The sequence below is a fragment of the Lysobacter panacisoli genome, from assembly GCF_009765165.1.
In the GTDB taxonomy this organism is placed as follows: Bacteria; Pseudomonadota; Gammaproteobacteria; order Xanthomonadales; family Xanthomonadaceae; genus Lysobacter_J; species Lysobacter_J panacisoli.
The window spans coordinates 3,239,652-3,253,702 of sequence record NZ_VLNU01000001.1 but is presented as its reverse complement, the minus strand read 5'-3'; the positions used below and the strand labels follow the sequence as shown (position 1 = coordinate 3,253,702).

At 66.5% G+C, this 14,051-nt stretch carries 17 protein-coding genes; 2 read left to right on the top strand and 15 right to left on the bottom strand.

Annotated features, from left to right (window positions below):
- Positions 1 to 27 precede the first annotated feature (27 nt).
- Positions 28 to 261: a tautomerase family protein gene (locus tag FOF45_RS15295; protein ID WP_158986339.1), complete on the top strand. Its 234-nt coding sequence runs from the start codon at positions 28 to 30 to the stop codon at positions 259 to 261.
- A 55-nt stretch (positions 262 to 316) separates the two neighbouring features.
- Here FOF45_RS15295 and FOF45_RS15290 read toward each other — a convergent pair whose 3' ends face one another.
- From FOF45_RS15290 to FOF45_RS15280, 3 genes are read right to left on the bottom strand one after another with little or no spacing between them, the layout of a single operon-like run.
- Positions 317 to 1,705, bottom strand: a complete 1,389-nt coding sequence (locus FOF45_RS15290; protein WP_158986337.1) for an aspartate aminotransferase family protein — start codon at positions 1,703 to 1,705, stop codon at positions 317 to 319.
- A 12-nt stretch (positions 1,706 to 1,717) separates the two neighbouring features.
- Complete coding sequence (locus FOF45_RS15285) at positions 1,718 to 2,137, bottom strand: VOC family protein (protein ID WP_158986335.1); 420 nt, start codon at positions 2,135 to 2,137, stop codon at positions 1,718 to 1,720.
- Positions 2,134 to 2,916 (bottom strand): iron-containing redox enzyme family protein, encoded by a 783-nt coding sequence (locus FOF45_RS15280; RefSeq protein ID WP_158986333.1) that lies wholly within the window; start codon positions 2,914 to 2,916, stop codon positions 2,134 to 2,136. The genes FOF45_RS15285 and FOF45_RS15280 overlap by 4 nt, the downstream gene beginning before the upstream one ends.
- 325 nt (positions 2,917 to 3,241) lie before the next feature.
- Between FOF45_RS15280 and FOF45_RS15275 the strand changes: the two genes are divergently transcribed.
- Entirely contained in the window at positions 3,242 to 4,075 is an 834-nt protein-coding gene (locus tag FOF45_RS15275) for an adenine nucleotide alpha hydrolase family protein (protein ID WP_158986331.1), read from the top strand.
- A 5-nt stretch (positions 4,076 to 4,080) separates the two neighbouring features.
- Here FOF45_RS15275 and azu read toward each other — a convergent pair whose 3' ends face one another.
- The 12 genes from azu to FOF45_RS15215 all read right to left on the bottom strand — a co-directional run bounded on the left by azu (position 4,081) and on the right by FOF45_RS15215 (position 14,045).
- Positions 4,081 to 4,557: an azurin gene (gene azu, locus FOF45_RS15270; RefSeq protein WP_158987573.1), complete on the bottom strand. Its 477-nt coding sequence runs from the start codon at positions 4,555 to 4,557 to the stop codon at positions 4,081 to 4,083.
- Positions 4,558 to 4,713: 156 nt separating this feature from the next.
- Positions 4,714 to 5,433 (bottom strand): adenosylcobinamide-GDP ribazoletransferase, encoded by a 720-nt coding sequence (locus tag FOF45_RS15265; RefSeq protein WP_158986329.1) that lies wholly within the window; start codon positions 5,431 to 5,433, stop codon positions 4,714 to 4,716.
- Positions 5,430 to 6,005 carry a histidine phosphatase family protein gene (locus FOF45_RS15260; RefSeq protein WP_158986327.1) on the bottom strand — a complete coding sequence of 192 codons (576 nt, stop codon included), beginning with the start codon at positions 6,003 to 6,005 and terminating at the stop codon, positions 5,430 to 5,432. Before FOF45_RS15260 ends, FOF45_RS15265 begins: the two co-directional genes overlap by 4 nt.
- Complete coding sequence (gene cobT, locus FOF45_RS15255; protein ID WP_158986325.1) at positions 6,002 to 7,048, bottom strand: nicotinate-nucleotide--dimethylbenzimidazole phosphoribosyltransferase; 1,047 nt, start codon at positions 7,046 to 7,048, stop codon at positions 6,002 to 6,004. The genes FOF45_RS15260 and cobT overlap by 4 nt, the downstream gene beginning before the upstream one ends.
- A complete protein-coding gene (gene cobU, locus FOF45_RS15250; RefSeq protein WP_158986323.1) occupies positions 7,045 to 7,563 on the bottom strand; it encodes a bifunctional adenosylcobinamide kinase/adenosylcobinamide-phosphate guanylyltransferase in 519 nt (172 codons plus the stop codon). Before cobU ends, cobT begins: the two co-directional genes overlap by 4 nt.
- Positions 7,551 to 9,029 (bottom strand): cobyric acid synthase, encoded by a 1,479-nt coding sequence (locus FOF45_RS15245; protein WP_158986321.1) that lies wholly within the window; start codon positions 9,027 to 9,029, stop codon positions 7,551 to 7,553. Before FOF45_RS15245 ends, cobU begins: the two co-directional genes overlap by 13 nt.
- Positions 9,026 to 10,009, bottom strand: a complete 984-nt coding sequence (cobD, locus tag FOF45_RS15240) for a threonine-phosphate decarboxylase CobD (protein WP_158986319.1) — start codon at positions 10,007 to 10,009, stop codon at positions 9,026 to 9,028. The genes FOF45_RS15245 and cobD overlap by 4 nt, the downstream gene beginning before the upstream one ends.
- Complete coding sequence (gene cbiB / locus FOF45_RS15235; RefSeq protein WP_425481962.1) at positions 10,002 to 10,922, bottom strand: adenosylcobinamide-phosphate synthase CbiB; 921 nt, start codon at positions 10,920 to 10,922, stop codon at positions 10,002 to 10,004. The genes cobD and cbiB overlap by 8 nt, the downstream gene beginning before the upstream one ends.
- Entirely contained in the window at positions 10,922 to 12,217 is a 1,296-nt protein-coding gene (locus FOF45_RS15230) for a cobyrinic acid a,c-diamide synthase CobB (RefSeq protein ID WP_158986315.1), read from the bottom strand. The genes cbiB and FOF45_RS15230 overlap by 1 nt, the downstream gene beginning before the upstream one ends.
- 2 nt (positions 12,218 to 12,219) lie before the next feature.
- Entirely contained in the window at positions 12,220 to 12,846 is a 627-nt protein-coding gene (cobO, locus tag FOF45_RS15225; RefSeq protein ID WP_158986313.1) for a cob(I)yrinic acid a,c-diamide adenosyltransferase, read from the bottom strand.
- On the bottom strand, positions 12,843 to 13,451 hold the full coding sequence (locus tag FOF45_RS15220; RefSeq protein ID WP_425481939.1) for a hypothetical protein: 609 nt from the start codon (positions 13,449 to 13,451) through the stop codon (positions 12,843 to 12,845). The genes cobO and FOF45_RS15220 overlap by 4 nt, the downstream gene beginning before the upstream one ends.
- A 12-nt stretch (positions 13,452 to 13,463) precedes the next feature.
- A complete protein-coding gene (locus FOF45_RS15215) occupies positions 13,464 to 14,045 on the bottom strand; it encodes a hypothetical protein (RefSeq protein WP_158986312.1) in 582 nt (193 codons plus the stop codon).
- Between the last annotated feature and the right edge of the window lie 6 nt (positions 14,046 to 14,051).

Sequence of the window (14,051 nt, the reverse complement as noted above, 5' to 3'; positions counted from 1 at the left end):
CCGTCCACCTCCCATCAGGAGAACGCCATGCCCATCGTCAACATCCAGATCACCCGCGAAGGCACCGCCCCGGGACGCGACGCACCCACGGACGAAGAGAAGGCGGCGCTGATCAAGGGCGTCAGCGAGGTACTGCTGAACGTGCTGAACAAGCCGCTCGACTCGACCTTCGTCGTGATCGAGGAAGTGCCACTGGAGAACTGGGGCTGGGGCGGCCTGCCCGTTCCCGAACTCCGCCGGAGACTGGCTGCAAAGAAGTAGCGCCCTTCGCCGAACCATCGCCATCCGATCATCGGATGGCGATGTCCTGGCATCGCTACGACGAGCAGTGTCGATCCGCCACCGACAACGCTTCGTCGATGATCGCCAGTCCGTCGCGCAACGTCGCTTCGTCAATGACCAGAGGCGGCGCGAGGTGCAGGCGGTTGGATGCGACGAACGGCCATAGTCCATACTGCTTGCAGGCGTTCGCGAACTCGATCATCGGCGCGTTGTCGGCACCGGCCGCGTTGAACGGAACCATCGGCTCGCGCGTCGTCGTGTCGCGTACCAGCTCAATCGCCCAGAACGCGCCCAGCCCACGCACATCGCCGACACTGGGATGCCGCTCAAGCATCGCCAGCAACGCCGGCGCGATCACTTCCTTGCCCAGCCTGCGCGCATGCGTCACGAGGTCTTCGTCGCGATAGATCCCGATGCAGGCGACCGCCGCGGCACAGGCCAACGGATGGCCGGCATAGGTGAGTCCGCCCGGATAGGCGCGCTCGGCGAATGTCGCTGAGATCGCCTCGTTCATGATCACGCCGCCCAACGGCACATAGCCCGAGTTGACGCCTTTGGCGAAGGTGATCAGGTCCGGCACCACGTTCCAGTGGTCGACCGCGAACCACTCGCCGCAACGACCGAACCCGACCATCACCTCGTCGGCGATCATCACGATCCCGTGCGCATCGCACAGTTCGCGCACGCCGCGCAGGTAGCCATCCGGCGGAACGAGCACGCCGTTCGCACCGACGACGGACTCGATGAGGATCGCCGCGATGGTCTTCGGTCCTTCGACCATGATCGTGTCGGCCAAGTGAGCGAGCGCGCGTTCGCATTCCTCGCGCTCGTTCGCCGCATGGAACGACGATCGGTATGGATAGGGACCCCAGAAACGCGCGATGCCCGGCGCGCCCGGCTCCGACGGCCAGCGTCGTGGATCGCCGCTCGCCGCGATCGCGCCGGCGGTCGCGCCGTGGTAGCTGCGATACGCGGTGAGAATCTTATGGCGCCCCGTGTGCAGGCGCGCCATGCGGATCGCGTTCTCGACCGCCTCCGCCCCGCCGTTGGTGAAGAACACGCGGTCGAGCCCGTCCGGCGCGACCTCGGCGATCAATCGCGCGGCCTCGCTTGTCGCTTCGTTGGCGTGATACGGCGCGATCGTGCAGAGCTTGTCCGCCTGTGCCCGGATCGCTTCAACCAGCCGGGGATGCTGGTGGCCCACGTTGACGTTGACGAGCTGGCTGGAAAAGTCGAGCCAGCGACGTCCTTCCTCGTCCACGAAATGCACACCCTGCGCGCCGACGACGACCGTCGGTTCGAGCTTCGCGTGCGACGACCACGAATGCAGGATATGGCGGCGATCGTCGCGCCGCGCCTGTGAGGGCACCGCGCGCTCCACGTCCACTGTGGATTCGCGCACGCTGTCGACGACCTCGCGCATGGACCGCTCCGCTCAGGGAATGAAGGTCTGCTCCGGATCGTCGAACGACTTGAATTCCAGCGCGTTGCCCGACGGATCGAACAGGAACATCGTCACATGCTGGCCCGGCTTGCCCTTCAGGCGCAAGTGCGGCTCTTCGTGGAAGGCGATCCCGGCATCGCGCAATCGCCGTGCCAACGCCTCCCAGGCCTCGCGATCGAGGTTCATGCCGAAATGCGGGATCGGCACATCCTCTCCGTCGAAGCGGCCGCCCTGCAGCGGCTTGCCTTCGCCGGAAATGTGCGCGACGAGGTGATGGCCGAAGAAATCGAAGTCCTGGTACGACACGTCGCTGCGCCCCATCGGACAGCCCATCACGCCGCCGTAGAACCGGCGCGCCTCGTCGAGGTCGCGCACCGGGAACGCGAGGTGGAACTGGGTGATCTGCGTCATGACACCGTTCTCGGACGCTGCACGCAGGCGTCGAAGATGTTCTCCCAGAACTGGTTCCAAGCGGTGATGCTGCGTTCGTAACCCCGTGCGAGCTCCGGCAGCACCGCAGGCTCCTCGCGGATGTACTGGTCGATGGCGGCGCGGGTGAGCTCGCCGTGGACGATGTCTTCCTCGCCGGTATGGATCGTCCAGAACTCCCAGTCGATGCTGCCCTCGTGGTCGCGGATGAACGGATGCACGCGCAGGTGTTCGAACATCACGGACAGATAGGTCTGGCACAAACACTCGCCACCCATGCCGCGCAGTCCGACGCCGAACGCAGGATCGCGCTGCGCAAGCTCATCCGATAGCCCACTGAGGATCGCGTGGTTGGCGGGCAATCGTTGTTCAAGTCGCTCGGGCGCGACGTCGATGCTGGCAAGGAAACGGTCGTACAGCGCCGGATGCGCGCGGTTTGCATCGCCCTCGCCCAGCTCCTCGGAGAGGATCTGGCTCAGCAGGCTGCGCAGGCCGCCAAACGGCAGTTTCGCCAACAACAGGGCGAGATCGCTGATGTAGTCGATGGTGAAGAATCGATACTGCGTGCAGAACTGACGCAGCGCATCGACGGGCAGATGTGCGAGCGCTTTCATCTTCTGGTCGGCGAGCGCTTCAGTCGCCTCTTTCGCCTGTTCCGCGAATTGCCAGAAGCTCTCGCGATCCCATGCGTCCGACGGTTTCGGAAAGTTTGGAACGGTGGTGAATGCAGCCGGGGCGTTCAGGTTCTTCTGCAATGACATGCGTCCAGTCCGAGGAGGAGGCTGCACCGCGACCGACGACGTCGCGATGCAGCGTGGAGGGACGAAGCGTCCAACGTCGTCGCGAGCATACCCAACGGATTCGATGCATCAGTTCACTTCGCGTTGACCAACATGTCCTAATGTCGATGCCCACTGCATCCAATTCTGATCGCCGTCTCGTTTCGAACGGTTCTTCAACGAATCTGGACGCATTCATTGCGCGATAGCGGCGTTTCCGGTTCATCTGCCGTTATCGATATTCACGCGGATGCCGCTTCATCTGGCGATGGCACCGTGCAGAAGGCTTCACGAGACGCTCTGATCGATGAACGCACCGCGCCACACGATGTACGCGACCGCCGTCAAACTGCTCTGGACCGGCGGCTGGGATTCGACGTTCCGCCTGTTGCAGCTGCTGCTGCGGCATCGCGTGCCGGTGATCCCGTACTACCTGGAAGATCCGACGCGCGCTTCGACGACGACCGAGCTGGCCACGATGGCCCGGATCGCCGCGCACCTTCGTGAGAACTACCCGCACACGTGCGAGCTGTTGTTGCCGTTGCGTGTCTCCGCGGTGACCGATGTCGTTCCTGATGCCTCACTTACCGACGCCCTGCGCGAGATCCGCCGACGCAGCTACATCGGCAGCCAGTACGAATGGCTGCCCGCGTTCTGCGAGCAGCACGGAATCACCGGCATGGAACTTGGCGTGCATATCGACGACAAGGTGCAGGCGTTGATGCGACCGTTCGCGAGGGATTTCGAGCATCCCGCTGGATTCCGCAGCGTGCGCGCGGACCCTCGCCATGCGGAAACGGCCGAGTACCGCCTGTTCCGCTACTTCAGCTTCCCGCTCTTCCACATCGACAAGGTCGGCATCGGCGAAGAGTCCGACCGCGCAGGCTGGAGCGAGATCATGGAGATGACCTGGTTCTGCCATACGCCGGTGCGCGGCCAGCCGTGCGGCGTCTGCGCGCCATGCGTCTACACGATCGAGGAAGGACTGGCGCGACGCGTACCGGCGTCGCGACGCATGATTTCGTTCTTCTACCGGCGATTCGCCCTGCCCCTGAAGGCGCCGTTGCGGCACCTGCGAACGTCCCTGCGCTCTGTTCGATCCGGGCGCGGCCCCGCTGCGCCCGGCATCGGCGGTTCGTGAACGATCTATTTCGTAACGACGAGCTTGCCCTTCATCAGCATCGCGTGGCCAGGAAAGCTGCAGAAGAACGTGTAATCGGCGCCCGGGGTGAGCTTGTTTCCGGGGAATGTGACGCTGGTTTTCCCACCACCGCCGATGACCGTGGTGGCGGCAATCACGCGTGCGTCGTTCTTTGGCGCGTAATGGTTCGCGGCGCCTGCCTTGATCGCATCGCGAGCGACGCCCTCTCGATCCGCGGCAGCGGTGATCACCACGTTATGCCCCATCGCAGCGGCCGGCATCTTGCCGGCGTGCACCAGTTCGAGCGTGATCGTCGCGCACGAAGCCGACACGGTCGCTTCGGTGCGATCGTAGTTCATGGCGTCGTTGCTCTTGAGCGGGACGGTGCACCCGTTCGCATGCGCGAGGCCGGCAGCGCCGAACAGGGCGATGAACACGAACGGGACGGGATACTTCTTCACGACGGCTCCTGGATGCTTCATGGACACGGGACGCGGCGCGACGCGTCGGGTGGCCTGGCTGGCCGTCGTTTCCGGGTCGATCACCGCTGCGCGAACAGTAGGGACAGGTTCGCCCCCGCATCTTGATTCAGGTCAAGCTGCGGTTGACCGCGGGAGGTGCGTCGGCTCCGGGCGGGATCAGGGCGCGGCGAGTGTCACGAGGACGACGGCCTCGAGGACCTCGGTGAGTGCCCCGGCCGTGTCGCCGGTGATGCCGCCGAGTCGGCGTAGGCATGCCCGTCGCCAGACCAGGAACACGAGCGTGGCCACCGCGAATGCGGCAATCCCCCGCCCGCCGGCCACCGCACACAACGCCACGGCCATCGATACCGCAGTCATGCAGGCGGTGCGCGGCGCATCGGTGAGGCCCGAGCCAAGGCCGCCGCTGCGCACGTAAGGCGTCGTGAGGAACGCGGCGGTCAGCGCCGCTCGCGCGAGCATGGGCGCGAGCCACAACAGCTGCCACGCGTGGGCGGGCAGACTCGCCAGCGCCGCGAACTTGAGTAGCAACACCAGCACGACCGCTGTGACACCGGCCGGGCCACTGCGCGGGTCCTTCATGATCTCCAGCGTGCGGGCCCGGTCGCCCATTCCGCCGATCCACGCATCGGCACTGTCGGCCAGTCCGTCGAGATGCAACGCGCCGGTCGACGCCACCCACACGACCAGCATCACAGCTGCCGACAGCAGCGAAGGCGGCCATGCCCATGCCAATGCGCAGAGGATCACGCCGACGACGAGTCCGACCACGGGATACCACGCCAGCGACTGTCGCCGCGCGCGGCCATCATCGAACACACGCGCGGGCACGGGAATGCGGGTCAGGAATCCGATCGCATGCAGCAGGCCGCCAATCATGCTCGCAAGTCCTGAGCCACGCGCCACGCAAGTGGATGCAGCGATGCATGCACCACTTCAAGATTCGCCATCTCGCCGAACGAACGACCTTCGGCGATGCAACGTAGCAGACGGATCGCGCCGCCGTGGGCGACAACGAGCACGCGCAGACCGGCATGACGGGCGACGACATCGTCGAGCGCCGCAACCAGGCGTGCGCGGAACGACGCGAAGCTCTCCGCACCGGGCGGTGGGTACGCGACCGGATCGGCCCAGAACCGAGCAAGCGCATCGCCCTGCCCGTTCGCCAGGGTTTCCATCGAAACGCCTTGCCATTGACCGAAGTGGTACTCGGCCAGGCGCCGGTCCAGTTGCATCGGAAGTCCGCGCAATCTGGCAAGTTCCTCACCGAACGCCGCGCAACGCTGCAAGGGAGACGACACCACGACGTCCCACGCTCCATCGATGACAGACCCGCGCAACTGCGACCAGCCCAGCATCGAAAGCGGATCGTCGAGCTGGCCGCGATAGCCGTACTCGCCGGTATCGCCGTGGCGTAGCAGATCGATGCGCGTGGTCGAACCGTGACTCATCCCTGCGACACGCCGGCCTGCGCGAAGGTCGCCATGCCTGAATGCAGCTCGCACGCCAGCCGCAGCAGGGGAACCGCGATCGCCGCCCCGCTTGCCTCGCCCAGGCGAAGGCCGAGGTCGAGCAGTGGCTGCGCCTGCAGTGCGTCGAGCAGGCGCGCATGCCCGCGTTCGTGCGAGCGATGCGCGAACAGCAGCCAGTCGCGAACCTCGGGATTCAGGCGCACTGCGGTCAATGCAGCAGCCGTGGTGATGAAGCCATCGACCAGCACCGGCATGCGCGCCTGCGCCGCCGCGACGAATGCGCCGGTCAGTGCGGCGATCTCGAAACCGCCAACGCAGCGCAGCTGTTCCAGCGGATCGCGTGCTGCCTCGTGACGCTGCAGCGCACGTTCGATCGCCGCGATCTTGCGCGCGATGCCATCGCCATCCAGCCCCGTTCCGGCGCCAGCGAGCATCGCCGGGGATTCACCGAGCAATGCGCAGGCCAGTGCGGCGGCGGATGTCGTGTTCGCTATGCCCATCTCACCACCGATGAACAGGTCGGCGCCATCCTCGAGCGCCTGCGCCACGCGTTCGGCGCCGACGCGCAAGGCCGTATCCAGTTGCTCCACGGTCATCGCCGGCGCCTCGCAGAAGTTCGCCGTCTGTGGCGCGATCACCGCACGCGTCACGCCGCGGATCTCACCCGGATCGTTCACCGTACCGAGGTTCACCACATCCAGCCGCGCGCCGAGCGAACGCGCCAGCACGCTGATGGCCGCGCCGCCGCTGGAGAAATTTCGCACCATCTCACCCGTCACCACCTGCGGAAACGCCGACACACCTTCGGCCGCCACGCCATGATCGGCGGCGAACACGCTGATCCATACGCGCTTCATCGCCGGTCGTTCCACGGCTTGCATCGCAGCCAGCCGGATCGCGATGTCCTCCAGCGCACCGAGAGAACCCGGCGGCTTGGTCAGCGATTGCTGGCGGATGCGTGCGGCTCCCGCCGCTGCGGTATCGAAGGACGCGCACGGGCGCGACCACCAGGCTGGTGTCATGCAAGAGTTCCCTTGAGAGCAAGCGGCAGTCCTGCCGCGACGAAGATCACACGTTCGCATTGCGCGGCGAGCGCCTGGTGCAGCCGTCCCGCTTCATCGACGAAGCGACGGCTCAATTCGCCCATCGGTACGACGCCGAGCCCCACTTCGTTGCTGACCAGCACGATCTCGCCCGGCAGCTGCGGCAATGCGGATAGCAGGGCATCGCGTTCTGCGTCGGATCGCGCGTCGTCATCGATCAGCAGGTTCGATAGCCACAGCGTCAGGCAATCGACCAGCAACAGGCGCTCGTCGCGCGCGTGCGCCGCCATCGCCCGCGCGAGCGCCGATGGTTCCTCGACACTCGTCCAGTGCGATGGCCGGCGCGCACGATGGTGTGCGATGCGCTCCGCCATCTCGGCGTCACCTGCCCGTGCGGTGGCGATGTACACCACCTCGCGGCCGGATTGCAGGGCCAGGCGTTCCGCCAGAGCGCTCTTGCCCGAACGTGCACCGCCGAGGATCAGGCTGCGCATGGCGCCTCCAACCCGAGGATGCGCAGCAGCGCGGCGCCATCCAGATGCGACTCGACCGCATCGGCGAGGCGCTCGATCGACGCTTCCCGCAGTGCGCGCACATCGATGGGCGCTGCGTCGCGAAGACCCGCCCACCGTAGCAGCGCGGCCTGCGCCTGTGGATGGTCGAATACCCCATGCAGGTACGTTCCCATCACCTGCCCGTCCGGCGAGCGCGCACCGTCGCAACGTCCGTCGTCTAGTCGCACTATTGGCGAGGCAAGCGCCGCACCGTCACTCACTCCGCAATGGATCTCGTAACCGCTAACGTCGGGTTGTCCGTCGAGCAGCAGCGTTCCGTGGACGTTGCGCAGCTTCTTATCGGGTTCGAGCGTGGTCTCGATGTCGAGCCAGCCGAGCCCCTCGCTCGATCCCGCCTCTCCCTCGATGCCGTGCGGATCGTGCACCGCGCGACCCAGCATCTGAAGGCCGCCGCAGATGCCGATGACCTTGCCGCCGTAGCGCAGGTGGCGCTCAATCGCGCGATCCCATCCGTTCGAACGCAGCCATGCGAGGTCCGCGCGCGTCGCCTTGCTGCCCGGGAGCACTATCAGGTCGCACGCCGACGGCGTCTCGCCCGGCCCAATGAAGCTGCACTCCACCTGCGGATGCGCACGCAGCGCGTCGAGGTCGGTGTGGTTGCTGATGCGCGGCAGCACCGGGACGACCACGCGCAGCATGGCGCCGCTCTTCGCTTCGCGCTGACTTGGCAATGCGTCCTCGGCCTCCAGATGCAGGCCATGCAGATACGGAAGGACACCGATAACCGACTTGCCGGTTTCGCGCTCCAGCCAGTCCAGTCCCGGCTGCAACAGCGCCAGGTCGCCACGGAAGCGGTTGATCACGAAGCCACGCACGCGCGCTCGCTCGCTGTCCGACAGCAACGCCAGCGTGCCGATCAGATGCGCGAACACACCGCCGCGGTCGATGTCGGCCACCAGGATCACCGGACAGTCCACCGCCTCGGCATAGCCCATGTTGGCGATGTCGTTCGCGCGCAGGTTGATTTCGGCAGGGCTGCCCGCGCCTTCCACGATCACCGCATCAAACGATTCACACAGGCGCGCATGCGACGCGAGCACGGCCTCACGCGCGATGCGCTTGTAGTCGTGGTATGCACGCGCATCGAGCTGCGCGACCGCGCGACCGTGGACGATGACCTGCGCGCCCGTGTCGCTGCTCGGCTTGAGCAGTACGGGATTGAAGTCGGTATGTGCCGGTAGGCCGCAGGCCTGTGCCTGCACCGCCTGTGCGCGACCGATCTCTCCACCGTCCACGGTCACCGCCGAGTTGAGCGCCATGTTCTGCGGCTTGAATGGCGCGACACGAACGCCGCGGCGGCGGAGCCAGCGGCACAGCGCCGTCACCAGCGCGCTCTTGCCTGCGTCGGAGGTACATCCCTGCACCATCAGCACGCGCGCGCTCATGCCAGCGCCTGCGCAAGCGCGAGGTCGAGTCGGGCGAAACCTGTGTCGTCGGGCGGCAGTCCGAAGCGAAGGCTGGCCGGTTGCTCGAACAAGCGGACCAGGATGCCGCGAGATGCGAGCGCTTCGTGCACCTCCAACGCGCGAGAATCGCGACGCCACTGGAAGTAGGCGCACCCGGCCGTCGGTATCAAGTCGCGCGCGCATAACAGGTCACGCAGGCGTCGCGATACTGCGAACAGTCGCGAACGCGCCTGCGCGTGCCATTCGCGGTCCGCCAACGCGAGCCTGAGGACATGGCGCGCCGGGCCGTTTACCGTCCACGGCCCCAACCGCTCCTGCAGATCCTGAAGCACCGAAGGCGCTGCGCAGACGAAGCCCGCACGCGCACCGGCCAGGCCGAAGAACTTGCCTGCCGAACGCAACACGATCAGGCCCTCCCGCCGGGAATCGCCGGACAGGCTCTCGGTCGGATCGGCATCGATGAATGCTTCATCGACCACCAGCCATCCACCGCGACACGCCAGCGATTCGTGCACAGCAAGCAGAAGCCCGCGGTCGAAATATTCAGCGCTCGGGTTGTTCGGATGGACCAGCACCATCACGTCGAATCGCTCCACCGACGCGAGCAAGTCCTGCGCGCTGCACGACATCACCTCGTGCCCTGCCCGCCGCCACGCTTCGGCGTGCTCGGCATAACCGGGATCGATCACGCCCACTCGCGACCGCGACCGCAGCCACGGCAACGCCTGGATAGCTGCTTGCGAGCCCGCCACCGGCAGGACATGCGGCGCGGCGTAGAACTCACGCGCGATGTCGACGAGGCCATCATCGTCTTCCGGCAATCGATGCCACGCGGCCGCAGGAATCTCCGGCACCGACCATGCGAATGGGCTGATGCCAGTGGAAAGGTCCAGCCACTCGGACACGGGAATGTCGTATCGACGCGAGGCTTGCAGCAGACGACCGCCGTGCTCAAGCATGCAGCTCCCCTCCGAGCGCGACGAGAGCAGCCACCAGCAACCACAGCAACACACCACGGCGGACGAGGCGCAGCGCGTCGGCGATGGTGTCGACATCCGCGGTCCGGCCTTCGCCCAGCGCGGGACGATCTTCCCAGGTGCCGTGGTACGGCGCCGGCCCACCGAGCCTTACCTCCAGCGCGCCCGCGCCGGCAGCCATCACCGGGCCGGCGTTGGGACTGTCCCATTGCGGTGCCTGTCCACGCCAGCAGCGCAGCGCCGTTCGCGTCTTGCCAAGGCCCGCGTATGTGAGCGCGGTCAGTTGCGCGGGGACGAAGTTGAGCACGTCGTCGATGCGCGCGGCGGCCCAGCCGAAACGCTCGTATCGCGGCGTGCGATAACCCCACATCGCGTCGAGCGTGTTCGCCAGCCGATTCAGCACGACACCGGGCGCACCAAGCAACGCGAACCAGAACAGTGCGCCGAACACGGCGTCCGCGCCGTTTTCCAACACCGATTCCGTCGTCGCCGACGCGACCTGCGTGGTGTCGAGCTCGGCCGTGTCACGACTCACCATGCGCGCGACGGCCGCTCGCGCGGCATCCAGGTCGCCGGCTCGCAATGGCAGCACGACCGCCATCGCGTGTTCGCGCAGGCTGCGATGACCGACCGCGAGATAGAGGATCACCGCCGAGAACAATGCGTCTGCCCAAGGCGAGCAGTCGTTCAAAGACCGTGAAACGAATGCCACCACGAGGACGCAAGGCAACACGGCGAGGCACCACGCCACGACACCCGCGATGCGTGCGTCGCGATGAAGCCGTTGTTCGATCGCGCCTGTCATGCGTCCGAAGCCCACCAGCGGATGCACGCGTCGCGGCTCGCCGAGCAAGGCGTCGAGCACCATTCCCGCGAGCATCGCCAGTGCGGTGATCACGGCAGGAACAACCGCATCGCGGCCTGCGGGTTGGACGGGAAGTAGAAGTGCACGAAGCTGGCGGTCAGGCGTCGCTGCCGATACACGGCCTCGCGGCTCGGACCGCCGTTCGGGTTGTGCGACGAGGCCAGCGCTGGCATCTCGACGTGCGCGTTCGCGTAATGGAAGGTATGACCGCGAAGCTCGCCTTCCGGGAGTTGCACCGACTGCAGGCCCAGCGCGGCGAGCCGAGTCTGCATCCGCGCTTCGCCGTGCAGCAGGCCCGCCATCGGCGAACGGGCTCCGTCACGGTCGCTCAGTGCATCCAGCGCGAACAGCATGCCGCCGCATTCGGCCAGCAGCGGTTTGCCAGCATCGCAGTGCGCATGCAGATCACGATGCAGGTCGTGCCGTTGCGAGAGAGCGTCCAGGTGGAGTTCCGGATATCCGCCTGGAAGCCAGGCGGCGTCGCAATCCGGGAAGGCATCGCCCGCGAGCGGCGAGAAGAACGACAGCTCCGCGCCGGCTGCGTGCAACAGGTCGAGATTGGCCTGGTAGATGAAACAGAAGGCAGCGTCACGGGCAATCGCGATGCGTCGCCCGGCGAGGTGCGCCGGGACTTGAACGACGTTGCTTCGCTCAAACGCGACCGCAGGTGGCAACGCCGTGGACGCGTGTTGCGCCCATGCATCGGCCAACGCATCCAGTCGCGCGTCGATATCGGGCAACTCGGCGGCTGAAACCAGTCCGAGGTGACGCTCCGGCAGCGCCAGCTGCGCATCGCGCGGCAGCGCTCCCATCCAGTGGAGATCGGGAGGAAGGCTTTCGCGCAGCAGGGTCGCATGGTGCGCGCTGCCGATGCGGTTCGCCGCCACGCCATGCATCGCGAGTCCATCGCGGTAACGTGCAAGACCGGTCGCGAGCGCGCCAAACGTCTGCGCCATCGCCGATCCGTCGATCACCGCCATCACCGGCACACCCAGCGCCTGTGCGAGATCCGCGCTCGATGGTGAACCATCGAACAGCCCCATCACGCCTTCGATGAGGATCAGGTCCGCTTCGCCCGCCGCATCGAACAGACGCGCGCGCACGTCGCTCTCGCCGGTCATCCACAGGTCGAGCTGGTAGACCGGCGCGCCACTCGCGCGTCCGAGCACCATCGGATCGAGGAAGTCCGGCCCGGTCTTGAACACGCGAACGCGCTTGCCTTGGCGCGCATGCCAGCGAGCCAGCGCGGCGGTCACGCTGGTCTTGCCCTGCCCCGACGCGGGCGCCGAGACAAGCAGTGCGGGACAGTGGCGGACCTCGTGCATGGTCAGAGCTCGATGCCGTGCTGAGCCTTGATTCCAGCCTTGAACGCGTGCTTCACCACGCGCATCTCGGTAACCGTGTCGGCCGCTTCGACCAGCGCATCCGGCGCGCCGCGACCCGTGATCACGACGTGTTGCCGTGGCGGTCGGGCGGCCAGCGAAGCCAGCAACGCGTCCAGCGACACGTACTCCTTCGCCAGCGCGATGTTGAGCTCATCCAGCAACACGAAATCGAACTGCTCGTCGGACATCATGCGCGCGGCGATGTCCCAGGCCGCGCCAGCGGTGACGATGTCGCGGCCACGGTCCTGCGTTTCCCAAGTGTAGCCCTCGCCCATGACGTGGTACTCGACGAGGTCGTCGAAGCGACGAAAGAACGCCTCTTCGCCGGTCGAGAAGCTGCCCTTGATGAACTGGACCACGCCGCAGCGGAAGCCGTGGCCGAGCGAGCGCGCCAGCATGCCGAAGCCGGAGGAACTCTTGCCCTTGCCATTGCCGGTGTTGACCACGATCACGCCACGATCGATGGTCGCGCGCGCGATACGACGATCCACCAGTTCCTTCTTGCGTTGCGCGCGTTCGCGATAGTGCTCGTCCTCGCTGACGCCAAGGCGCTCCGAGCCGCGGCTCATGCGTGCGCAGCCCGGCGTGCGGCCACGCGGGTCGCCACGCCGATCCAGAGCGCGCGCAAGGCGAAGGCCGCACCGACATAGCCGGCCATCGTGCCGAGCGCTCGCGGGTAGTATTGCGGGATACGTGCGACGAAGCCGGCCAGCGTCGGCTCCGCGTAGCGGCCGGAGAAGAACCAGAACCCGCCCTTCGAGAACAGATAGGCGATGCTGGCGGCGACGATCAGGACGACGACGAGTCGCGGCACAGTGCGCCATTCGTCACGATGCCGGCGCGAATAGGCGTGCCCACCGAGCCACAGGGTGGCGTAGGCCAGCGCAAGCGCCCAGTACGCCGGCGACAGGCACCAGTCGGTGATCGTGCCGCTGGCGAGACTGGCGATGTCGAGTGCCGATGAGAGCACGAAGAACGCCGGCAACGCCCACATCGGCCGCAGCAGTGCGCCGACGAGGAAGAACACGGCCCACGAGGCGCTGGGCAATGCGTCGACACTGGCGAAGTGCTGTCCGCGCGTGCAGATCATCAATGCGGCGAGCGCGGCCGCGACCAGGATCTGGCTGCGGGTCGACGAAATCGGCAGGACGGTGCTGCGTTCGATTGCGGTCATCTCGGATCCTCCTCAGGCGACGTTGTGCTGGCGGACGGCACGAGCGCGCAGCGCCCGCATGGCCACCGCGTGGACGACGAGCGCGACGGCGATATAGGCCATCGTCGTGCGCACGAACAGCGGACCCCATTGCCAGGCGCGTGCGACGTACTCGGCGAAATGCGGGTTCTCGTAGCGCCCGCCGAGCCAGTAGAACGCGCCATTGGAGATGGCGAACGACAGCGATGCGCACGCCAGCGCGACACCGACGGCGCCGAGCAGCGACGCCCAGCCATCCTGCAGGCGGTCCGCGTACCAGCGCCCGCCGTACCACAGCACGGCGTACGCCGGCAGCAGGAACGAGTACGCCGGCGTGACGCAGAAGTCGCTGACACCGGCATGCTCGATCGCGATCCAGTCGATCGCAACCGCCAACGCGATGAACACCGCGAACTGCCAGTGCTTCCGCAGGTAGAGGCCGCCGAGGAAGAACAACGCCATCGAGGCGTCGGGCAAGTGCAGCGCGTCGCCGAAGTGATGGAAGCGTGTGGCGACCATCAATGCAGCGAAGGCGGTAAACAGACCCAGGTTGGCTTGACGTGGCAAGGCTTTCATCGGCGA